Annotated in this window: 17 protein-coding genes; 10 read left to right on the top strand and 7 right to left on the bottom strand. The window is 45.4% G+C overall.

What is annotated here, in order from left to right:
* Window positions 1-5: 5 nt before the first annotated feature.
* The gene (locus RA178_RS05780; RefSeq protein WP_306685400.1) at window positions 6-1499 is read right to left on the bottom strand and encodes a putative bifunctional diguanylate cyclase/phosphodiesterase; all 1494 of its coding nucleotides are present in this window, start codon (window positions 1497-1499) and stop codon (window positions 6-8) included.
* 90 nt (window positions 1500-1589) lie between these two features.
* Window positions 1590-2432: an HDOD domain-containing protein gene (locus RA178_RS05775; protein ID WP_028761421.1), complete on the bottom strand. Its 843-nt coding sequence runs from the start codon at window positions 2430-2432 to the stop codon at window positions 1590-1592.
* Between the two features lie 328 nt (window positions 2433-2760).
* Between RA178_RS05775 and trhP the strand changes: the two genes are divergently transcribed.
* The 3 genes from trhP to RA178_RS05760 all read left to right on the top strand — a co-directional run bounded on the left by trhP (window position 2761) and on the right by RA178_RS05760 (window position 6795).
* Complete coding sequence (trhP, locus tag RA178_RS05770) at window positions 2761-4128, top strand: prephenate-dependent tRNA uridine(34) hydroxylase TrhP (protein ID WP_105251727.1); 1368 nt, start codon at window positions 2761-2763, stop codon at window positions 4126-4128.
* A gap of 4 nt (window positions 4129-4132) precedes the next feature.
* Complete coding sequence (locus RA178_RS05765; RefSeq protein WP_006082676.1) at window positions 4133-4384, top strand: YfhL family 4Fe-4S dicluster ferredoxin; 252 nt, start codon at window positions 4133-4135, stop codon at window positions 4382-4384.
* 521 nt (window positions 4385-4905) lie between these two features.
* Window positions 4906-6795, top strand: coding sequence for a S8 family peptidase (locus RA178_RS05760; RefSeq protein ID WP_306684892.1), 1890 nt, complete (start codon window positions 4906-4908; stop codon window positions 6793-6795).
* A 109-nt stretch (window positions 6796-6904) separates the two neighbouring features.
* On the opposite strand, the gene ubiT is transcribed toward RA178_RS05760, so the two are convergent.
* Window positions 6905-7438 carry a ubiquinone anaerobic biosynthesis accessory factor UbiT gene (gene ubiT, locus RA178_RS05755; protein ID WP_219234640.1) on the bottom strand — a complete coding sequence of 178 codons (534 nt, stop codon included), beginning with the start codon at window positions 7436-7438 and terminating at the stop codon, window positions 6905-6907.
* A 138-nt stretch (window positions 7439-7576) separates the two neighbouring features.
* Between ubiT and ubiU the strand changes: the two genes are divergently transcribed.
* Window positions 7577-8587 carry a ubiquinone anaerobic biosynthesis protein UbiU gene (gene ubiU, locus RA178_RS05750; protein ID WP_306684891.1) on the top strand — a complete coding sequence of 337 codons (1011 nt, stop codon included), beginning with the start codon at window positions 7577-7579 and terminating at the stop codon, window positions 8585-8587.
* A gap of 37 nt (window positions 8588-8624) precedes the next feature.
* Window positions 8625-9512, top strand: coding sequence for a U32 family peptidase (locus RA178_RS05745; protein WP_306684890.1), 888 nt, complete (start codon window positions 8625-8627; stop codon window positions 9510-9512).
* Between the two features lie 36 nt (window positions 9513-9548).
* On the opposite strand, the gene RA178_RS05740 is transcribed toward RA178_RS05745, so the two are convergent.
* A complete protein-coding gene (locus tag RA178_RS05740; protein WP_028761881.1) occupies window positions 9549-10262 on the bottom strand; it encodes a DUF998 domain-containing protein in 714 nt (237 codons plus the stop codon).
* A 706-nt stretch (window positions 10263-10968) separates the two neighbouring features.
* Here RA178_RS05740 and RA178_RS05735 point away from each other — a divergent pair.
* Complete coding sequence (locus RA178_RS05735) at window positions 10969-12327, top strand: YjiH family protein (RefSeq protein WP_173243401.1); 1359 nt, start codon at window positions 10969-10971, stop codon at window positions 12325-12327.
* A 325-nt stretch (window positions 12328-12652) separates the two neighbouring features.
* Here RA178_RS05735 and RA178_RS05730 read toward each other — a convergent pair whose 3' ends face one another.
* Complete coding sequence (locus RA178_RS05730) at window positions 12653-13426, bottom strand: HNH endonuclease (protein ID WP_306684888.1); 774 nt, start codon at window positions 13424-13426, stop codon at window positions 12653-12655.
* Between the two features lie 706 nt (window positions 13427-14132).
* Here RA178_RS05730 and RA178_RS05725 point away from each other — a divergent pair.
* The 3 genes from RA178_RS05725 to RA178_RS05715 all read left to right on the top strand — a co-directional run bounded on the left by RA178_RS05725 (window position 14133) and on the right by RA178_RS05715 (window position 17653).
* A complete protein-coding gene (locus RA178_RS05725; protein ID WP_306684887.1) occupies window positions 14133-15230 on the top strand; it encodes a UDP-2,3-diacylglucosamine diphosphatase in 1098 nt (365 codons plus the stop codon).
* A gap of 100 nt (window positions 15231-15330) precedes the next feature.
* Entirely contained in the window at window positions 15331-17106 is a 1776-nt protein-coding gene (gene olsF, locus RA178_RS05720) for a bifunctional ornithine lipid synthase OlsF (protein ID WP_486669402.1), read from the top strand.
* Window positions 17107-17221: 115 nt separating this feature from the next.
* Window positions 17222-17653, top strand: coding sequence for a CBS domain-containing protein (locus tag RA178_RS05715; RefSeq protein WP_113939315.1), 432 nt, complete (start codon window positions 17222-17224; stop codon window positions 17651-17653).
* A gap of 62 nt (window positions 17654-17715) precedes the next feature.
* Here RA178_RS05715 and RA178_RS05710 read toward each other — a convergent pair whose 3' ends face one another.
* Window positions 17716-19068 (bottom strand): NCS2 family permease, encoded by a 1353-nt coding sequence (locus tag RA178_RS05710; RefSeq protein WP_306684885.1) that lies wholly within the window; start codon window positions 19066-19068, stop codon window positions 17716-17718.
* A gap of 692 nt (window positions 19069-19760) precedes the next feature.
* Between RA178_RS05710 and RA178_RS05705 the strand changes: the two genes are divergently transcribed.
* Window positions 19761-20132 carry a PilZ domain-containing protein gene (locus RA178_RS05705; protein ID WP_173243387.1) on the top strand — a complete coding sequence of 124 codons (372 nt, stop codon included), beginning with the start codon at window positions 19761-19763 and terminating at the stop codon, window positions 20130-20132.
* Between the two features lie 81 nt (window positions 20133-20213).
* Here RA178_RS05705 and radA read toward each other — a convergent pair whose 3' ends face one another.
* Entirely contained in the window at window positions 20214-21578 is a 1365-nt protein-coding gene (gene radA, locus RA178_RS05700; RefSeq protein WP_006082696.1) for a DNA repair protein RadA, read from the bottom strand.
* Window positions 21579-21607: the final 29 nt, after the last annotated feature.

Here is a 21607-nt window from a genome sequence, read left to right as displayed (position 1 = left end):
AAGGTTTAGATTGTATTATGTAGTTGGGCCCAGTTCATTTCGAGTTCGGCGGCACTCATGGGCTTCGCGTAATACATACCTTGTATAGTATCAACCCCCATAGCCACTAACCTATCTCTAATCTCAAGCGTTTCAATTCCTTCAACAGTTACCTCATAGCCGAGTTTTTTGGCAATATTAATACTGGCTTCGAGGATGTATTCCGACGGTTTATCCTGCTCTAGATCCTTTAAAAAGGCTTTATCAATTTTGACTTCATTAACGGGTAAATGCTTTAAATAAGCTAAGGAAGAATGACCCGTACCAAAATCATCAATTGCAAGTCTAACCCCTAAGGCACGTATCTTTCCTAACGTCTCGACCGCCTTAGTTAAATCCGCCATTAAAGTGCTTTCAGTAATTTCGATCATCAAGGATTCGGGTGGGAGCTGGTAATAGGCTAATCTTGCAGCAATTTCTTGGGGTAAGGTTTCACTGTCAAGATCCCGTGTCGACAGGTTAACTGCAACACACAATTGTATCCCCGCCGCGCGCCATTTTGCCTGCTGTGCTAAAACCTGATCGAGTGCCCATTGGCTGACTAAATCAATCATGCCAGCATATTCAGCTAAGGGAATAAATTCTCCCGGAGAAATAATCCCGAGTTCGTCATGCTCCCAACGCATCAAGGCTTCAACCTGAAAACATCGACCCGTGGCAATATCCTGTTTAGCTTGATACACCATATATACTTGATTACGTTGCAAACCTTTAGGCAAACTATCGATAATTTTCAGTTCCCTTAACTGACGAATATCATCATTTTGGGCATAGTAAGCAATCGCACTACGAGAATGGCGGGCTTTCTTCAGCGCCAAATCGACTCGACGTAGCATCTGACTCGTGTCGGCATGGTGTTCTTGTAAATGCAGACAGCCGATTTGAAGCTTAACGCTGACGGGTGTGTTCTTAATGCTAAAAGGCACTTGCAACCGCCCTCTTAAGTGGACTAATTGCTCCTCAGTCAACGCTTGCTCGTAATATAAACAAAATTCATCACCATTGAGGCGTGCGATTAATCTCGGGGATAAACTTAAGCTGTTTAAGCGTTCAGAAAATTGCTTCAGCAGGATATCGCCAAACACAAAACCAAAGAGATCATTCACATAGCGAAATCGATAAATATCAATTAGCACTAATGTCCCTTGAGTCAGCGGCATCATGCCAGTAAGAGTACGTTTCAAGCCGACACGATTAACAAGTCCTGTTAGCTTATCCTTACCCACACTTGCCGGTAACGCCTTTAATAATTCATTTAAAGTATGGTAGAGAGGAGCAAACGCTTGGGGGACGATGCCAATGTCTAAAGCTTGGCGTTCAACCTTTTGCTGCTCTAGCTGGGTACAAAGCTGTACTAAGAATTTTTGCTGCGACCGTAAAGATCTGTATTTTGCCTGCAGGATATACAATGAAAATATCAATAAAGCGAGAGAAGCGACAACTAACCCGATTACGAACATACCTTGGCCTCTGCCATACCACGTAAGCTTTTTCTCAAATGACACGATAAAAGATATCAGCGCCATTTGAATTCCATTTAGGCCTAACGATTATTGGTAACTTTCTCTAATTGAATGGAATTTTTCCATAAACTCATCACTGGCTAAATCATCGGTCGTCACAGGTAATCCACGGGCGACAAACACACCGAGACGTTGCTCTAGTTCAGTGCCCGCTCGCAATTCACCGGTATAAAAGGCCGCTGCACGGATAAAGTCGAGATAGGTGACGTGATCGGGTAGATAAGGTAAATCAGCCCAACGCTCAACCACTTCCATCACTTCGGTAGAGAAATCCCAACTTTTCAAAACAGCACGACCCAAAGGCCCTTGCATTTTACGTACGAGCGCGCGTAATTGATCAATGCTAGTGAATAAATGGGGATGCGCCTCCGCTTCTGTTAATACAGGTAAGGCGCCAATGTTATGCACGAGTCCAGCTAAGGTTAAGGTATCAAAATTTAACCGGCTGGTTGAATGGCGCTTATTGTACATCTGCAGCATGGCACAAGACGCAGCAGTTACATCGATTGAGGTACGCCACACTTCGTCCATGACTTCCCACACCATTTCATTGGTGGAAATGAACAATTGCTCCATCGCCACCGAAGTGGCAATGCTTTTAATCTGGATTAAACCAATACGAGAAACCGCACTGTTGATACTTTCAGCTGGCACGCCTCGGCTATATAGCGCGCTGTTGGCGACCTTAATAATACGCGCAGAAATCGCTGCATCTTGACCGATCACTTCAGCCACTTGTTTAAGGCTCGCATCGGAGCGTCCAACCACTTCTTGCACCCGCATCGCCACTTCAGGCAAGGTCGGTAGTACTAAGGCATCGTCTTTTAGTTTTTTTAATAAACTGACTAACAGTAGATGTTCGGTAGACATCTTAACTCCCATCAATCTGTAAACATCAACATTGGATTGTTGGAGTATATCAGTTGGCTGTCATTAGATGCGTAGAAAAAACAGCAGACGTTAATAATTTGTATGATTGCGTTATCAATTTTGCCTTACTTATCTGTCTTGATCATCGACCTCAATCATCACTCAAGTTGAAATATTCCGCTCCAGTCGATCTAAGCCAAACTCACTATATTCGTAAAATGTGAAGTACTGCTAAAGTTAGCTAAGGCAATTTGCATACCCCTACTTTCATTGTGTAAAATGCCGCCCCCGCGCACCGCGTCATTTATTAACCCATTTGAGAGTGATTATGTTTAAACCTGAGCTGCTGTCTCCAGCTGGAACCTTAAAGAACATGCGCTACGCCTTTGCCTATGGTGCAGATGCAGTGTATGCCGGTCAGCCAAGATATAGTCTAAGGGTACGTAACAATGACTTTAAAATGGAAAACCTTGCCACTGGGATTGAAGAAGCCCATGCACTCGGTAAAAAGCTGTATGTGGTGAGCAATATCGCACCCCACAATGCCAAGCTAAAAACCTATATCAAGGACATGGAACCCGTAGTGGCGATGAAACCTGACGCACTGATCATGTCCGATCCCGGTTTAATTATGATGGTGCGTGAAGCGTTTCCTGATCAAGTGGTACATTTATCCGTGCAAGCGAATGCCATCAACTGGGCCTCGGTAAAGTTTTGGCAAACCCAAGGCATCAAACGCGTGATCCTGTCACGCGAATTGTCTTTAGATGAAATCGAAGAAATTCGTCAGCGCTGCCCCGATATCGAGCTTGAAGTGTTTGTGCACGGCGCCCTGTGTATGGCGTATTCAGGCCGTTGTTTACTCTCAGGTTATATCAATAAACGCGATCCTAACCAAGGTACCTGCACTAATGCTTGTCGCTGGAAATACGATGTACACGAAGCGCAGCAAAATGACAGCGGTGACATCATTGCCATGCCAAATGCGGTGCAAATTGAAACGCCAACGACCTTAGGCGCAGGCGCCCCCACAGATCAAATTTACCTACTACAGGAAGCCAATCGCCCCGGCGAATACATGCCCGCCTTCGAAGATGAGCACGGCACTTATATCATGAACTCTAAAGACTTACGGGCCATTCAGCACGTTGAGCGCCTGACTAAAATGGGCATAGACTCGCTCAAAATTGAAGGTCGCACTAAGTCCTTCTATTACGTTGCCCGTACCGCACAACTGTATCGCCGCGCGATTGAAGATGCTTCATCGGGTAAAGATTTCGACCGCAGTCTAATGAATCAATTAGAAGGCCTAGCCCACCGTGGTTATACCGAAGGCTTTTTACGTCGCCATGTGCATGATGAATACCAAAATTATGACTATGGCTACTCAGTTAGTGACACCCAACAATTTGTAGGTGAACTGACGGGCAAACGTAATCTTGCAGGATTGGCCGAAATTGAAGTAAAAAACAAGTTCTCCGTTGGCGACAGTGTTGAACTGATGACACCGCAAGGCAATATCAGTTTGACGATTGAACAACTCGAAAATCGCAAAGCTGAAGCAGTTGAAGCAGGCTTAGGTTCTGGGCACACTGTGTATCTACCCGTGCCGAAAGAAGTCGATTTGAGCCACGGTATTTTGCTGCGTAACTTGCCCCAAGGTCAAGATACTCGCAACCCACATGAACTAGGTTAAGATCATGGCACTACTGATCGACGATAGCTGCATCAATTGCGACATGTGTGAACCTGAATGTCCTAATCAGGCCATCACTATGGGCGAAGAGATCTATGAAATCGATCCAGACCGTTGCACCGAATGTGTGGGTCACTACGACAAACCGACTTGCGTGTCTGTCTGCCCCATTGATTGCATCGACCCAGATCCAAACCGTGTCGAATCTAACGACGAATTGTTAGTGAAATTTGCCGTGTTAACGCAAAAAGCTTAATCACGTCACCTGACCGAGTGGCTATAATGCCTCTCGGTCAAATCTGCTCTAATACCTGCCATAACCTGCGCAAAACAATCCGCATAAAAAATCACAATAAAGATGCATTTAACGGTATGGAAAACCTTTAAATCGCTTAAATCCAAGCCTTTATTTCAGTATTAGTCAAAACACTACTTTAGACTGACTTCTTTTCAGCGGTGAATGTCAAAAAAGTAGCAGACGGAATTTATCGCTGCTTCACAGTTTGTGATTCGGACAAAATGTCGCTTGATAAATCACCACTTTTATAGACTAGGTTGTTTTAATAGACTAATAGTTATTATTTTGACGCTTATTTGTACACCTCACTCTTTAGCTAAGTAAAAAGTCACTTGCGGTCAAATTGTAAATCAAGTGTTACATTTTAACCTTGTAAATTAGATATACCTTAAGCATCGAACTGGGCAGGTTGAAAATACCTTCTACATTGAATTATGTCTCGAAGTCCGTGGAGACATAAAAAGAAAATGGAGTTCAACATGCATAAGAAACATTTAATTGCAGTCGCGGTCGCAACTGGACTTGCTTACTTCCCTGTTAACGCTAATGAATACCAAGCGAGTATGGTAAGTGTCCCACAATCTAAAGCCATCAAAGATACTTACATTGTTGTATTCAATACCCCAAGCGTTCTTAATCTAAGTAATAACAACACCATAGCTGAATTCGCGACGAAACAAGCCGAGAGTTTAGTCAACCAATATGATGTCACTGTGATGAAAAACTTTGGCAATGTGCTCAATGGTGTACTCATCAAGGCCAGCGCCCAACAGATTAAAGCACTGCGTAAAGATCCAAATGTGAAATACATAGAACAAGATCAAATCATGTCAGTAACGCCTATGGTTGAAGCCAATGCCAATCAACCGAGTCCGACTTGGGGCATAGACAGAATCGATCAACGAAACTTGCCATTGGATAGTAACTATCACACGGATTTCGACGGCTCTGGTGTAACCGCCTTTGTGATCGATACTGGCGTGCTTAATACTCACAATGAGTTTGGTGGTCGCGCCAGCAGTGGCTATGATTTTGTGGATAATGATTACGATGCGACTGACTGTAACGGCCATGGTACCCATGTGGCAGGAACTGTTGGTGGCGCTACCTACGGTGTGGCTAAAAATGTCAATCTTGTGGGAGTCAGAGTACTCAACTGTTCAGGTTCAGGTAGTAACTCTGGCGTGATTGCAGGGATAAACTGGGTGAAAAACAATGCTTCCGGCCCCGCCGTCGCAAACATGAGTTTAGGAGGAGGAGCCTCCCAAGCAACTGATGATGCAGTCAATGCCGCAGTTGCCGCAGGGGTCACTTTCGTAGTGGCGGCGGGTAACGACAACAGCAGCGCTTGTAACTACTCACCCGCCCGTGCGGTAAACGCCATCACAGTTGGTTCAACCACCAGTAACGATTCCCGCTCGAGTTTTTCTAACTTCGGGACTTGCCTTGATATCTATGCGCCTGGTTCGAGCATTACGTCCGCTTGGTATAACTCGAATTCAGCGACTAATACCATAAGTGGTACCTCAATGGCAGCCCCACATGTGGCAGGCGTTGCCGCATTATACTTAGATGAAAATCCAAATCTCTCTCCCACACAGGTGACAAACTTACTTACGACACGCGCCACGTCAAATAAAGTTACAGACGCTAAAACAGGTTCACCCAATAAATTACTCTTTTCACTCGCAGGCGATGATGGTGGCTGTGGCAATAATTGCCCCGTCGATGAAACACCGCTGCAAAATAATGTGGGTGTCGCAATCAGTGGTGCCACAGGTTCTGCGACGTATTACTACATCGATGTCCCAGTCAATGCGGCAAGTTTAGGGATCAATCTAGCGGGTGGTTCTGGTGATGCGGATATTTATGTCAGCCAAGGGCAAAAACCGACGACAACAAGCTACCAATGCCGCCCCTATCAAAATGGCAACAACGAGAGCTGTAATTTCACCACACCTACGGCGGGTCGGTGGTATGTGATGGTGCAAGGCTATAATAATTACGCCAATGCCCAACTGACAGCCAGCTATAACCTGAATGGCGGCGGAAGCTGCACCGATGCAAACTGCTTAACCAATGGCGTACCTGTCACGAATTTAAGCGGGGCAACGGCAACAGAGAAACTGTATAAGATAGTGGTTCCAGCCAATAGCCAACTCAACATTGCCACCAGTGGCGGAACTGGAGATGTAGACCTGTATGTCAAAGCAGGTACTACCCCAACGACCACCAGCTATGATTGCCGTCCCTATAAAAACGGGAACAATGAAAGCTGTTCAATTTCCGTGACTCAAGCGGGAACTTACCATGTGATGTTACGCGCTTATTCGAGCTACTCGGGACTACAACTGAGTGCAAGCTACTAACTCATTGACCAAACCATACAATAAAGTTTAAATAAAAATAAGCCCACTAAGATAACAACTTAGCGGGCTTCTTTATGGAGTTAGCAGTGTGTAGTCTCACTAAATAACGTTAAAAGCTTGGGGATTTGGCGAGAATAATTGTCGGTTTCGCTTCAATTTGCAGACGCTCAATCACAGCGGCAAGCTTTTCAACACTAAGACGAATTGGGGCTGGCATACTGGCAAATTCGATACTTAACAGCAGGTTTTTCACTTCAAGTCCTAATTCAGTATCACCTTGAATACTCAGCTTACGCTGGAAGAATAGCGTGTCGGGATCTTCCTTCGCCGCCGCCACTAACACTAGCTCAGCAGAGTTGGCACTGAAGGTCACCTGCGCATCCGTGAGCTCTCTGACTTGCCATTTTCCATTAAAACTGACTTCGAAGGCTAAGTTTATATCTTCCACTCGAATTGCGACCCATTTATCCGTCAAAAATCCAAGCTCATCGTCAGCAGCTTGCTCGGCAAGTAAGAGTTCAAGCAATTGGCTGATGGCTTTTGCTTTGAGGCTAAACGGCATCTTAGCAAGGGGAAAGCCGATGGCTTTTGGGGTGAACTCTAAAAGTTGCTGAGCAAATTTTGCGAAAAAAACAGCGGACATGGTGGGAACCCTACAAGAATAAAACATGATATATCCCAGTTTATCGGGATTTTATGATCTTAAACCTGTTTTAAATCAATTCATCGCCATTCAATCTTACCTACACTCAGCGGCTATCATTTTATCGGGAGCATCACTATGGAGCTGTTGTGTCCAGCAGGAAATCTGGCCTCGCTAAAGTCGGCATTACATGCCGGAGCCGACGCTGTGTATCTAGGGTTAAAAGACGACACCAACGCGCGCTCGTTTGCAGGATTAAACTTCACCCCCGCAAAATTGCAAGAAGCCACTGAGCTGACGCAAAAGCACGGCAAGAAAATCTTTTTGACCTTAAATACTTTTCCAAAGCCCGGTGAAGAGCATCGTTGGTATCAGGCTATCGATTTAGCGGCAAAACTGGGTATGGATGCATTAATTGTCGCCGATCTTTCTTTACTCGATTATGCCCATAGGCACTATCCAAACCTGCCACTGCATTTATCGGTGCAGGCCAGTGCAACCAATCTGGGTGCGCTGAGCTTTTATAAGGAAGCCTTTAACATCGCCCGAGTAGTATTGCCACGGGTGTTATCCATGAAACAAGTACGGGATCTTGCTAAAGTCAGCCCAGTGGATTTGGAAGTATTCGCCTTTGGTAGTCTGTGCATTATGGCCGAAGGGCGTTGCCAGCTGTCATCCTATGTAACGGGCCAATCGCCCAACACAGGTGGATCTTGTTCACCGGCAAAACACGTACGCTGGCAAGAAGAAGGACAGAACAGATTAACCCGGCTCAACGATGTGTTAATTGATAAATCGGCCCTCGACGAACAAATGGGTTATCCCGTGGTATGCAAAGGCCGTTACATCACAGCAGATCAAGACTCGCCGCAATATTTACTCGAATCACCAACCAGTTTGAATACCTTAAGCTTAATTCCAGAACTAGCCAAGGCTGGCATAGTGTCGCTGAAAATCGAAGGACGTCAACGCAGCCCCGCCTATGTTGAACAAGTCACTCGAGTATGGCGTCAAGCCATAGACACCTATCTAAATAATCCAGCGCTGTACTCACAAAGCCAAAATCAACCCCATTGGGAACAAGCCCTAGCGAAAGTATCCGAGGGTCAGATCACTACGCTTGGCGCCTACGAGCGCGATTGGCAATAAAAGGTAAATAGAGAGCAAGATTGACAAAGGACACCTTATGAAGATTTCCCTAGGACCACTGTTGTATTGCTGGCAGAAACAGCAAGTCGCTGACTTTTACCAGCAAGTCGCCGCCAGTCAAATTCCCTTAGTGTATTTAGGTGAGGCGGTTTGTAGCCGCAGACGCGAACTCAAGTGGGGCGATTATCTAGAGCTGGCGCAAATGCTCAAGCAGGCGGGTAAAGAAGTCGTGCTTTCGACGCTGGCCTTAATCGAAGCGCCATCTGAATATACTGAGCTCAAACGCCAGGTCGATAACGGTGAATTTATCGTCGAAGCAAACGATATGGCGGCAGTGTATCTTGCTAAAGAGCGTAAGTTGCCCTTTGTCTGCGGCGCGAGTATCAATAACTACAATCGCGCCAGTTTAGACATTTTGCAGCGGTTTGGAATGCAAAGATTTGTGATGCCAGTGGAGCTATCTAAGGCTTGGTTACAACAAGTGATTCAAGAGCAGCCATCATTTGAGGTGGAAGTGCTCGGCCACGGCTATTTACCACTCGCCCATTCAGCGCGCTGCTTTACCGCTAGACACAAACAGCTCACGAAAGATCATTGCGAAACGGTGTGCCGTGAATACAGTAAAGGACTACTCGCGCAAACCCAAGAGCAGCAGCCTTTACTCAGGCTCAATGGAATTCAAACCCAATCCGCTAGCTGTTTAGATTTACGCAGTGAAATAGCGGTAATGACACAAATGGGGGTCGATGTGTTTCGAGTATCACCCAGTAGTCTTGACTGCATCATTAAAGCCAATGCTTTGGTCGATACGATTCAAGCGACTAAAAATGTTCAGGATTTTTCGATGAATAGCAACCTTGATATAACCCAGTGCAACGGTTATTGGTTTGGTGAAGCGGGCCTTGCTGTGCATGTGAATCCATAGCCTAAAGCTGAAGATAAGTCTAAATTTAAAGATAACTCAGCCAATGATTTTGGGATCTTGGCTGAAGCTTAACTGGCTAAAAAGCAGCACACTTGTCCAGCACAATAAACTTCCCAGTCCAATCCATTCTAGTAGGGCTGGCCACCACAAAGTAGGACGCGGCAGTTGCAATACCATCTCCTGATAAAACGGTCTATCGCCTTCGGTCAAACCTAAATTGAGCTGTGGCGCATACAGAAACGTCAACATGCTACATAAGACTATTAACGCCAACAACCCAGTCCAACGGCCAAAGTTAGACTTGCCGAAACAGACCAAGGCTAAATAGAAGATCGCACTCAAACTCCCCAGATAGAAAAACCATTTCAGCCCAAGAACATGCAAGTGATACACGTTCACCGGAAATAATCCCACGCTCGCTAAAGCCAGAAAAGTGAGAGCCAAACTGATAAAGAAAGGGTATCCCCAGCAAGAAGTTACCTGCTGCAAAGAAGACAAACAATAGAAAACGAGGCTTAAACTGCCAAAAAACAATCCACCGTTGAGAATGACAGCGAAAGACGAATGACCATAAGTCCCTAATTCACTTAGGGTGTGATTCAAAAAATTGAAGCGATGGAATTCAGAATCATCGAACCCCAAAACAGTAATAACAATGCCAATTAAAAGCCCAAAGATCCCCAAAAAACCAAACTTAATGGCCAGTGTTGAGCCGCCTTTAATCGTAACCTTCTGTACTTTTGCGATCATGAATACTAGAGCTGGATGGGAGTAATACTAACTTACATGGAAATGAGAAGATTTAAAGCGGCGGGTATCCGCTTTATGAATAATATTTTTACTTTCATCGTTATTTGCGACTTTTTAGTCAATCACAAAAGCATCAAGATAATGGAGAAGGTCACTTTTAGAGATAGGTCGATTTAAAGGCTTATCGCATAAAAATGTATCCTAGTGCCCAAGGCTCCTTAACATTACCGCGATATGCACAAGAGGTTCTCGTCAACGCTATATAGCCAGAGTTATCTCTATTGCACTTTAAAATCGAACAGAAAACCAGCCAACATGGTGGTAGCGCTAAAGTTGCTGATGTTTTTTTGTGCAGAAATAACATCTGGATAGTTTCACACACATCAGCAAACAAGTAATTAACCAGTCGTTAACCCACCTAAGGTAGGCTATGGTAAGTCCATGTTTAATAATTCTTTTACAGTAATACAATCCAATATAACCACTCTTAATTTATCGACAACTGAAGTAAAATAACTATGCTGTTTTGCTGCTTATATCAAACTAACTAGCGAATCGTTTTACATAGAGAAGCTAAGCGAGTAATCTTCCCCATTCTCGTTTTTGAGTTGAATTTAAATGCACCTTAATTAGCGTCGACAGCTTGTTACGTGCGGCTATTTATTCAAATTTACCATGTACGACTCGTACTTTAAGGTGTACAACATTGGCTACTGAAAATAAAAACCGAAACATTAAGACGATACTCACCTTTATCGTCCCTTCGCTGATTGGTCTGTTGTTATTTATGACTCCTATCAGCTACAACGATGCGATCACGATTCCTATAGCTATCATATCTAAAGCACTGCAAGGCGCATTGAGCGGTGTGCTAACCCTCATAGTGACTATTATTGTTGTGACTACGGCGCTGGCCTCTTTGCTGTCAAAAGTGTTTAAGCCCACATTCGTTACGCAAAATCACTTCCTTAATGGTTTATTGAATGTCAGCCCTATGTGGTTGACGACTCGGATCTTAGGTGCAGTGTTTATCGTACTGACTTACTTAGGTTTAGGTCCAGAGATCATCAACTCCTCGAGCACTGGCGCATTAGTCTTAAACGACTTATTACCTGTGTTGTTCTCAGTATTTATCTTTGCGGGTATGTTACTGCCGCTGCTGCTGAACTTCGGCCTACTCGAGCTCTTTGGCACACTCTTAACGAAAGTCATGCGTCCCGTGTTCAATCTACCGGGTCGTAGTGCTATCGATTGTATGGCCTCATGGTTAGGTGATGGCAGTGTCGGCATTTTGCTGACCAGCAAACAATACGAAGCCCGTTTTTATACCCAGAGAGAAGCCGCAGTTATTGGTACAACCTTCTCGGCGGTATCGATTACCTTCAGCTTAGTGGTGATTTCACAAGTTAAGTTAGAGCATATGTTTGTGCCCTTTTATTTGACTGTGTGCCTCGCGGGTTTTGCCGCCGCTGTGATTGTGCCTAAGTTGCCACCATTATCGTGGAAGAAAGACAACTACATAGATGACACACCACGCATGCCAGATGATGAGCTGATCCCTGCTGGACACGGCGCCTTATCTTGGGGCTTTGATAAAGCCTTAGAAAAAGCCGCCAGTGCCGGTGGCATAAAAGCGGTCTTAAATGAAGGCATTAAAAACGTTGTCGATATGGTATTTGGCATTATCCCTGTGGTAATGGCCATTGGTACGCTGGCACTGATTATTGCCGAGCACACGCCCATCTTTAACTATCTGGGTATGCCGTTTATTCCATTACTCGAATTACTGCATATTCCAGAAGCCACTGAAGCCTCTAAAACAATCGTGGTCGGTTTTGCGGATATGTTTATTCCGTCAATCCTTGCCAGCTCAATTGAATCAGATATGACCCGCTTTGTAATTGCAGCCTTATCTGTAACTCAGTTGATCTATATGAGTGAAGTCGGTGCGCTGCTTATCGGCAGTAAAATTCCCGTCAACTTCGTTGAGCTTTTCGTAGTATTTATTCTACGCACCTTAGTGACACTGCCTGTTATCGCAGGCGTAGCACATTTATTATTCTAACATTACGCTAGTTTGGGCCTAACGTAGGTTTTAATGTAAGTCCAACAAGCGTTCCAAAAAAGGGGAGTCAGATTAACTGACTCCCCTTTTTGTACTAACTCATACACGCGCTCATACACGAACAAGTAGTTTTGATTATTTAGTGTGGCTTAAGCGTACAATCTCCACTCGACACCACACAACTCACTTTGGGACATTTCCGAGTTAGACTTTTAGCTCGAATGAGTGAGTTTAGAATTAAAATTTCTATGGTTAACGCTCCGCACATGGGCGCGAGTTTACGAGCGTCCCGCCGACGCTTGCGGCGCCGTAATGGTGCGGCTTGTTAGCCGTAGTGCGCTTCTCTATGGCAATTTGGGCATAGAGCAATTGCGTTCTCCACTGTGTCATCACCATCTTGAGATAAGGGTACTTTATGATGAACTTCCAAAAACGGGCTGCCATCTGACTTACGATTAAATGGGGCTAACCTAAAACACTTTTCACAATTGCCTTTTGCTCTATAAAGAACTTCAGCAACAACATCAGGATTTCGCTCATAAATTATTGTAATTACAGATTTTTTATTCGGTTTGAGTATTGCTGATTTTAGACGTTTACGTCGCTCTTCTGGGGGCGTTCTTGAGGAGCTTATAACTTTCTTTCTGAAATTATCTATAACACTTTCATAAGATATACCGTGAAAACCTATTTGAGCTAGCAATAGCTCAGCGACCTCAGGTTCTAGGTATTTTTGAAAAGTTATACCTTGAGCACAGAAGTGTTTCTGAAAATTACTCCAACCTTTGTTGCCACCAGTTATAGCAGGAAGTTCATCACTTAGTTCAACATCATTTAAAACAACATACTCAGTCAATTTTGATACATTTTCCAACGCAAAACGATATGGAAAACCATTTGTCATATCATCATAGTGCTTAGTGACCTTGAACACACCACACAAACGGAACTCCAAATCTTTATCTGGTTTTTGAATAACAATGACTTGTGAACGTACAGGAACTTTATCTCTCTTAACTTTACTCGTCAGCCCGTAGCCAAACCTCCAATCAAAATCACTTTCATTTTTCGGCCCATGATAAGCATAATAATACTTCATCTATTCTCCATACTTTGACTAAGGCTAACGTCTTAGTATTTATGCGCTGCGCTGTTTGCAGGGCATAAATCGCTTGTTGGACTTGGCAGCTGCCACATCCATGTCAATTGGTATAAATGATGCTATAGGAACTTGCTTTTTTGCGGTAGCGGTTTTTTATACAGTTTGATGAATAATCACTTGATATCATTTTAGCTTTCTCATTTTTCGCGCTTATTTTTTGCTGATCAATCGCTATCTAACGACTCAAAACTCCAAGGAATACACCTACCCTCGGAGTTGCCGCAGGGCGAATAGACAAATTGCGTGAGTTCGGTCATGGATGACCGACTAGCTTTCGCAGGTGCAGGGACGCATCCTTCGGAAGCGATAGCAAATTTGGCAATGAGCACAAGGGGCTTTCAACTCCGTTGGGGGCGTCTTGGAGCATCCAAGGAGGATAGGACGAGCAGTCCTCCTTGGTCGGGTGTGGGGTGAAGCCCCACGACTTTGATTTTGATTAAAGCATTCAAACTACGAAACACACTTTGGGGCAGAAGTAAGTTAAACCAACCTATCGGATCTAATTGCATCCTGATGTGAATCTTGCAGGTTCAGTCCAGGCTAATCCACCTTTTGTCATCTGCATGTCATCTAAACTTCATCATTCGGTCAAAGCCCCCCACTAAGCTCATATTCGTTAACAGCCTAATGGGGTGAATACGAGATGACAGGATTTAATTTCAGGAAACTTGAGAGGTCTACGCGGGAAGAGATAAATGACCCCAGCCTTTCTCCTCCCATCTTTAATCGCTCAACACAAACGCCAACATTAGCACCAACATCCTCAAATCAATTCAATTGTGCCGCTATTACCCCATCCGCATTAACTTCAGCCCATACAGCAAGCATCACAGTTAACTCCCTCTGGTTGTCAGATATCCATTTAGGCTGTAAAGATTGCAAGGCCGACTACCTGCTCAGTTTGCTTGAAACCGTGCATTGTCAGCACTTGTATCTGGTCGGTGACATAGTCGATTTATGGGCGCTGAAACGTAAGCTGCATTGGCCCGATAGCCACAATAAGGTGCTACAAAAATTCATTGAACTGGCACAAAACGGCACCCAAGTGATTTATCTGCCGGGCAACCACGACGAACTGATCAAACCCTATGCCGAACTAAGCCTGTGGAATATCAAAATTGCCCGCCAACATATTCACCACGGAATTGGCGGCCATAAATTGTTGATGCTCCACGGGGATCAGTTTGATGCCGATGTGTGTGTAGGCCGTTTCTACGCCATATTGGGCGACCATTTATATGACTTATTACTGTTCCTTAATCGCAATCTCCACAGTCTGCGGGAACGTTTAGGTTATCCCTATTGGTCACTGGCAAGTTACATCAAATCCAAAGTGGGTAAGGCTCAAGCCGCTATCGGACATTATCGCCAAGCGGTGCTCAACTATGCCCAGCATTTCGATGTTGACGGCGTGATCTGCGGCCATATCCATCAGCCAGAACTCTCAACTCACCCCAGAGCAGCACAATACTGCACGCCCCAAAGTACGCCTGAGCAGAGGCAGATCATCTACGCCAACGACGGTGACTGGGTCGAAAACTGCAGTTTAATCACAGAAACCTTAAGCGGCGAATTACAACTTTGCCGCTGGAACGAGCAAACGCTCAAGCTCGATATTCTCAACAGTATAGCGCTGGTACAACAGCCGTCTGAGACGCACAAAGACAAGCAACAAAAAACGGCAGCGCAGCAAATGCCAAACACAAATACCGGCGAAACTCGCCCAAGGGATGTTGCCTAACACTATGAATCAATTACATAACGCTATGGAATACAATGAAAAAACGCTAAACAGCAACCTTAGCCATAACAAGCATACTGTGCCGTTTAAGGCGAATAACATGATTTTTACCGTTGATAATGTGGTTGAACAAAATCTACCAGCGATCAATGACAAACCTTGGCTCGCTAAACCTGCCAAGGCCATGCTGCGTTACCTGCTCAATGAAAAACAGTGCAACGATATCGCCAGTCAATATACCTATTTACAGGGCGTAGACTTTGTCGAACAAATGCTGGCGAGTTTTGACTTTAGTTTTACCGTGCCCGCCAACGAAATAGAAAATATTCCCTGTGAAGGCCGAGTGGTCATATTCGCGAACCATCCTATAGGTTCACTCGATGCATTAGCGCTCATCAAACTCATCAGTGAAGTTCGCCCTGATATTAAAGTCGTCGCGAATGAACTCTTGATGGCGCTGGAACCGCTGCACTCAATCCTACTGCCGGTGCGCAATATGACTGGTGGCACACCGAAACAACATTTAGAAAAAATCCACCAGCACCTGCGTAACGAAGGCGCAGTGCTGATTTTTCCGTCGGGCGAAGTCTCGCGTCTGCGCCCTAACGGCGTGCGTGATACCCAATGGCACTCAGGCTTTTTAAAGATGGCGATTTCCTGCAATGCGCCCCTACTGCCAATATTTTTAGATGCCAAAAACTCTGCCACTTTCTACGGCGCATCTATGATTTACAAGCCACTTGCGACACTGCTGCTAGTGAAGGAAATGTTCAAGCAGGCTAAACGTAATATGCCGATCCGCATTGGCGAGCTCATTCCCAATGAAGCCGTACGCTCAATGGACTTTCCACTCAAGACAAAGATAAAACTGCTTAAAAATCACTTGTATCGTATCGGCAAAGATAAAGATCCACTGTTTATCACCCAGAGCGCTATCGCCCACCCCGAATCGCGCCGTGAACTGCAAGCGGCACTGCAACAATGTGAACTTCTAGGGGAAACGCAAGATAACAAGTTGATTTATCTCTACCAACACCACGACAGTAATCCCATCATGCGGGAAATTGGCCGCCTGAGGGAAATCGCCTTTCGCGCCGTAGGCGAAGGTTCTGGCAAGCGCCGCGATATCGATAAATACGATTCCTACTACCAACACTTAGTGTTGTGGGATAAAGAGCAGTTTGAAATTATCGGCGCCTATCGTTTTGCCAGTGGTGAGCAAGTCTTAGCAAAATATGGCGACAACGCACTCTACAGCCAATCCCTATTCCAATACGCCGACAGCTTTATGCCCTTTGTGAAGCAAGGGTTAGAACTCGGTCGCAGCTTTGTGCAGCCTAAATATTGGGGTAAACGCAGTTTAGATTATCTGTGGTTTGGCATTGGGGCTTATCTCGCCAAGCATCCTGAATATCGTTATCTATTTGGCCCTGTGTCCATCAGTAATCAACTGCCTGGAAGTGCTAGGGAAATGCTAGTGCACTTTTATGCGCGGGAATTTGCGCCTGCGCAGCAGATGGCGGTTTCCATGTCGCCCTTTGGTTTATCCAAATCCCAAAAAGCCAAGTTAGATGATTTGTATTTCTCCGAGGATTATCAGAGTAATTTCAAACAACTCAAACAAGTGCTCGCGAGTATGGGCGCTGCAGTGCCTACCCTCTACAAGCAATATGGTGAGCTGTGTAAAGCGGATGGGGTTAAGTTTCTCGCCTTTGGTATCGACGCCGACTTTGGCGATTGTATCGATGGCTTAGTGCTGGTGGACACCCACAAACTGAAAGGCAAAAAGTATCAACGCTACATAGGCGCACACTTGCCCGAATCGGAGCGGATGCCAATCACAGCGGATGATGAGCCAGAGGTCCAAGATCTTTGAGTTAAAACTTTGTAATGGGTGTTGGCTAAACTTGCACCACTCTGTTATAAGTAACTGTAATGCAGCGCATTAACAGAGCGCATCCTAGGATGCGCAAGCTTATCAGGGGATCATCATGCCGATCATTATCGCCGATATTATGAGTACCCGAGTCGTCACGGTTGAAATGGACGATCGATTAACTGTGGCGAAGGAAATCTTCGACCAAGCGAGCTTTCATCACTTGTTGGTCGTCGATGAGTACCAACTTGAAGGCGTGTTATCGGAGCGGGATCTATTGCGCGCGATTAGCCCGAACTTGGGCAGTAGCGCCGAAACCGCAAGAGACTTAGAAACCCTACAAAAACGTGTGCATCAAGTGATGACGCGTAATCCGGTTACCGTCGCACCCCACATCAATTTAGACACGGCCACCCGCATGTTATTAGATAACAATATAGGCTGTTTACCCGTGTTAGAGGACGGTAAATTGGTTGGAATTGTTACTTGGAAAGACTTATTACGTGCCTATTGTGAGTACAGAGCACAAAATCAAAGCGAGTGCTAATCCTAAGACTGCACTCGCTTCTGTTCTCAATAACTCAGTTAAAATCACTCAGTTTGCCTAACTTAAATCGCCCAACCACCCATATAAAACACCACTAAACCTAAGGTGATGGCAAGCACGCCTAACTTCAGTTTACGCCATTCGCCACTGCAAATACGGCCTACCACCAGTGTCACAAAACCCAGCATAATACCGGTAACGATATTACAGCTTAAGATGATAAACACAGCGCAGGTTAAGCCCGACATGGCATCAACTTTATCGTCAAAGTCGAGTTTCGCCACATTACTCAGCATCAACAAACCCACATACATCAAAGCAGGCGCTGTCGCATAGGCAGGCACTAAATAGCTTAATGGTGCTAAAAACATCATCAATAAAAACAGTACGCCAACTATGGTAGCCGTTAAACCTGTCTTACCGCCCGCTGCAGTACCCGCCGCCGACTCGATATACACAGCCGCTGGTGCGCCGCCCACTAAACCCGCCACCATGCTGCTAACGGAGTCTGAGGTTAAGGCTCTGCCGCCGCCGACAATATTGTCGTCTTTATCGAGCAAATTCGCTTGGCCAGCCACAGCACGGATAGTGCCGGTCGCATCGAAAATTGCCGTCATCACTAACGCTAATACGATAGGCAATACCACAGGATTAAAGGCGCCCATGATATCGAGCTGACCAATCAGTGAATGCTCTGAGGTTAAATCAGGCAAGGCAAACAAACCTTGGTATTTCACGCTCGGATCGAACACTAAACCAAATACCGATAACGCGATAATCACCAACAGAATACCGCCAGGTACACCACGGCGCTCTAAACCAATAGTTGCCGCTAAACCTAGAATAGTCGCGATAACAGGTAAGCTGTTAATGTCGCCCAACTTCACCGGCAAGCCTGCGCTATTGGCCACAATCAATTGCACGCTGTTAGTCGCAATCAATAGTAAAAACAAGCCGATACCTATGCCAGTACCGTGGGCAATACCCTTAGGTAAATTAGCCAGCACCCACTGACGAATACCCGTCACACTCACAAGCGTGAAGGTCACGCCCATTAGGAAAATCGCGCCTAAGGTAACCGGAATCGACATGCCCTGACCTAGCACTAAGCTAAAGGCCGTAAAGGCGGTGAGCGAAATCGCGCAGCCAATCGCCATAGGTAAATTTGCCCATAAACCCATGAGCAAAGAACCAAATGATGCAATTAAACAGGTGGCGATAAACACGGCACCAGGATCAAATCCCGCTTGGCCTAACATGTTAGGCACCACAATCACTGAGTAGACCATAGCGAGGAAAGTTGTTAATCCCGCAATCACTTCTTGGCGAACTGTGCTGCCACGTTGTTGAATAGAAAAATAACGGTCCAGAAACGAACCAGAGGGTACGGCTGTTGAACTCAATTGCTCAGACATAATGTTGTTATACCTTGTGATCTCTTAAAATGGGGTCGATACCAATTACCCTAAAACGCAATTGGCGACGCTGGCTGCGGCAGATTAGAGCCCCAAATCCATCGGACTTGGGTGAGAGATCCACATCATTTTCCTACTGTGGGAAAAATCCATGATCTGCAAGCAGTGATGCTTCGCGATGATTAAAAAGCCATTAATCATGTAGACGCAGCCGTTGTTGGCCGCGGATGATACTGGAATCTCCCAAAGATAGCTAAGACATCACCTGCACTTCGATAAAAAATTAGCGGCAAAAGCCGAAATCAGTTGTTCAAAAAACTGCCTAAACCTATGTAATAACTGCTACTTAATATCACATTAATCACGATAAGAGTCTGCCAGTGCCGCGTAAACGTACGCTAACTTCCCCCCTCCTTCATCTCCCAATATTAGAATATGGCAAGTCAACCAAGCCTTGATACTGTGTATTGATACTTGGCGTATTAACGTTTCAGGGGTTGTTGTACAAGGAGCCACACTTACGCTTTATGTAACGAACACCTCTTCATTCACACCGCCTGCGTAAATATGCGATCTTGGTAGCTTTATTGAACAAAAAATTACTCTGCTTTTACAGTCACATCAATATGACTTATGCTTAGAGGCACTGATGGGACTACACTTAGCTGACTATGAAAGAAAAAGGATTGGGTATGGACGAAAGGCGTAAGTTTTCGCGGATTCTATTTGCCACGAGCGCACATCTACAACAAGGTGGTGCACAGTGGGAGACGACCATTCTCGATTTGAGTCTAAATGGCGCCTTGGTTGAAGAACCGCAAAATTTTATTAATTCGGGTGATGCTATTACCCTCAGTTTTGCCTTACCAGAATCTGACATTGAGATCCGTATGGAAACTGAGTTGGTCCATCAAAAAAATGCCCAATTAGGTTTGAAGTGTAACTTTATCGATGTTGATAGTATCAGCCACCTAAAACGTATGGTGGAACTGAACCTAGGTGATGCTTCTTTGCTAAATCGTGAACTCATGTTGTTTATCGAAAAACACAATATCACAGATTAAGACACTCGCTCACAAATACAAACAGCGCCTAATGGCGCTGTTTTGCTTGCTGGTGTTAATCTCACTCGCGAGCATTTGATGCTAAATCGCTTCTAGCGCTTCGGATAACTTAGAAACACCCACCACTTCCATCCCAGCTGGAGGCTTTTTCGGCACATTGGCCTTGGGCACTATTGCTCGCTTAAAACCATGCTTAGCGGCTTCGATTAATCGCTCTTGCCCATTGGGCACAGGACGAATTTCGCCGGACAGCCCGACCTCACCAAAGGCAACTAAATCGCTAGGTAAAATGTCACCGCGAAAACTCGATACCATAGCAAGCAGCAAGGTTAAGTCGGCACTGGTTTCAGTCACTTTCACGCCACCCACCACGTTAACAAACACGTCCTGATCCGACATCTGCAAACCACCATGGCGGTGCATTACGGCAAGCAACATGGCCAAACGGTTTGCATCCATACCCACAGCCACGCGGCGCGGGTTAGACATGGCCGAGTTATCCACCAGCACTTGCAGCTCCACCAACAAGGGTCGCGTTCCTTCCCAAACCACCATAACAAGCGAGCCAGATGATTCTTCTTCACCACGAGAGAGGAAGATTGCCGAAGGATTGGCGACTTCCTTTAAGCCGCGCTCTGTCATGGCAAATACGCCTAATTCATTGATCGCGCCAAAACGATTTTTATGGGAGCGCAAGGTGCGGTAACGACTATCGCTATCCCCTTCGAACATCACAGAGCAGTCGATACAATGTTCCAATACCTTGGGCCCAGCCAAACTGCCATCTTTGGTCACATGGCCGACCATGATCACGGCAATGCCATTTTCTTTCGCAAAACGGGTTAAGTAAGAAGCGGATTCACGCACCTGCGACACACTGCCAGGGCTCGATGCCACATCACTCATGTGCATCACTTGAATCGAGTCAACAACGATGACTTTAGGCAATTCTTTAAGGGCAACTTCGCAAATTTGCTCGACGCTGGTTTCAGACAACATCCGCAATTTATTGGTTGGTAAACCAAGGCGATGGGCGCGCATCGCTACCTGCTGCAACGATTCTTCACCCGTGACATACAGTGCAGGCATTTGCTCGGCCAGATGACACAGAGTTTGCAATAAAAGCGTACTCTTACCTGCGCCTGGATGTCCGCCTATCAAAATGGCAGAACCTGGTACAATCCCACCACCGAGCACTCGATCTAATTCGCCAAAATGACTCAAGATCCGCGGTAAGGCATTGAGATCGATTTGATCTAATGTCTTCACTTCATTGCTGCTTGCTCCGGCATAACCGACAAACTTAGTGCTGCGCCCAGGCGAAGCTGCACCGAGCCTCACCTCAGTGATCGTATTCCATTCCTGACAAGCGCTACACTGCCCTTGCCAACGGGGAAAGTCTTGTCCACACTCATTACATACGTACGCCGTTTTATTCTTTGCCATAACTCATTAAAATCTGTATAAAATCAATT

The sequence above is a fragment of the Shewanella oncorhynchi genome (assembly GCF_030848765.1).
Taxonomy (GTDB): Bacteria; Pseudomonadota; Gammaproteobacteria; order Enterobacterales; family Shewanellaceae; genus Shewanella; species Shewanella oncorhynchi.
The sequence above is the reverse complement of the archived record's forward strand: the minus strand, read 5'-3'. Positions and strand labels throughout refer to the sequence as shown.

Bases quoted from the DNA above. Each gene is read 5' to 3' on its own strand.
- RA178_RS05765 (WP_006082676.1), top strand. From the start codon at position 4,133: ATGGCACTACTGATCGACGATAGCTGCATCAATTGCGACATGTGTGAA.
- ubiT (WP_219234640.1), bottom strand. From the start codon at position 7,438: ATGTCCGCTGTTTTTTTCGCAAAATTTGCTCAGCAACTTTTAGAGTTC.
- RA178_RS05780 (WP_306685400.1), bottom strand. From the start codon at position 1,499: ATGTTCGTAATCGGGTTAGTTGTCGCTTCTCTCGCTTTATTGATATTT.
- RA178_RS05715 (WP_113939315.1), top strand. From the start codon at position 17,222: ATGCCGATCATTATCGCCGATATTATGAGTACCCGAGTCGTCACGGTT.
- RA178_RS05725 (WP_306684887.1), top strand. From the start codon at position 14,133: ATGACAGGATTTAATTTCAGGAAACTTGAGAGGTCTACGCGGGAAGAG.
- RA178_RS05705 (WP_173243387.1), top strand. From the start codon at position 19,761: ATGGACGAAAGGCGTAAGTTTTCGCGGATTCTATTTGCCACGAGCGCA.
- RA178_RS05730 (WP_306684888.1), bottom strand. From the start codon at position 13,426: ATGAAGTATTATTATGCTTATCATGGGCCGAAAAATGAAAGTGATTTT.
- RA178_RS05760 (WP_306684892.1), top strand. From the start codon at position 4,906: ATGCATAAGAAACATTTAATTGCAGTCGCGGTCGCAACTGGACTTGCT.
- olsF (WP_486669402.1), top strand. From the start codon at position 15,331: ATGATTTTTACCGTTGATAATGTGGTTGAACAAAATCTACCAGCGATC.
- RA178_RS05740 (WP_028761881.1), bottom strand. From the start codon at position 10,262: ATGATCGCAAAAGTACAGAAGGTTACGATTAAAGGCGGCTCAACACTG.
- RA178_RS05710 (WP_306684885.1), bottom strand. From the start codon at position 19,068: ATGTCTGAGCAATTGAGTTCAACAGCCGTACCCTCTGGTTCGTTTCTG.
- RA178_RS05745 (WP_306684890.1), top strand. From the start codon at position 8,625: ATGAAGATTTCCCTAGGACCACTGTTGTATTGCTGGCAGAAACAGCAA.
- ubiU (WP_306684891.1), top strand. From the start codon at position 7,577: ATGGAGCTGTTGTGTCCAGCAGGAAATCTGGCCTCGCTAAAGTCGGCA.
- radA (WP_006082696.1), bottom strand. From the start codon at position 21,578: ATGGCAAAGAATAAAACGGCGTACGTATGTAATGAGTGTGGACAAGAC.
- trhP (WP_105251727.1), top strand. From the start codon at position 2,761: ATGTTTAAACCTGAGCTGCTGTCTCCAGCTGGAACCTTAAAGAACATG.
- RA178_RS05775 (WP_028761421.1), bottom strand. From the start codon at position 2,432: ATGTCTACCGAACATCTACTGTTAGTCAGTTTATTAAAAAAACTAAAA.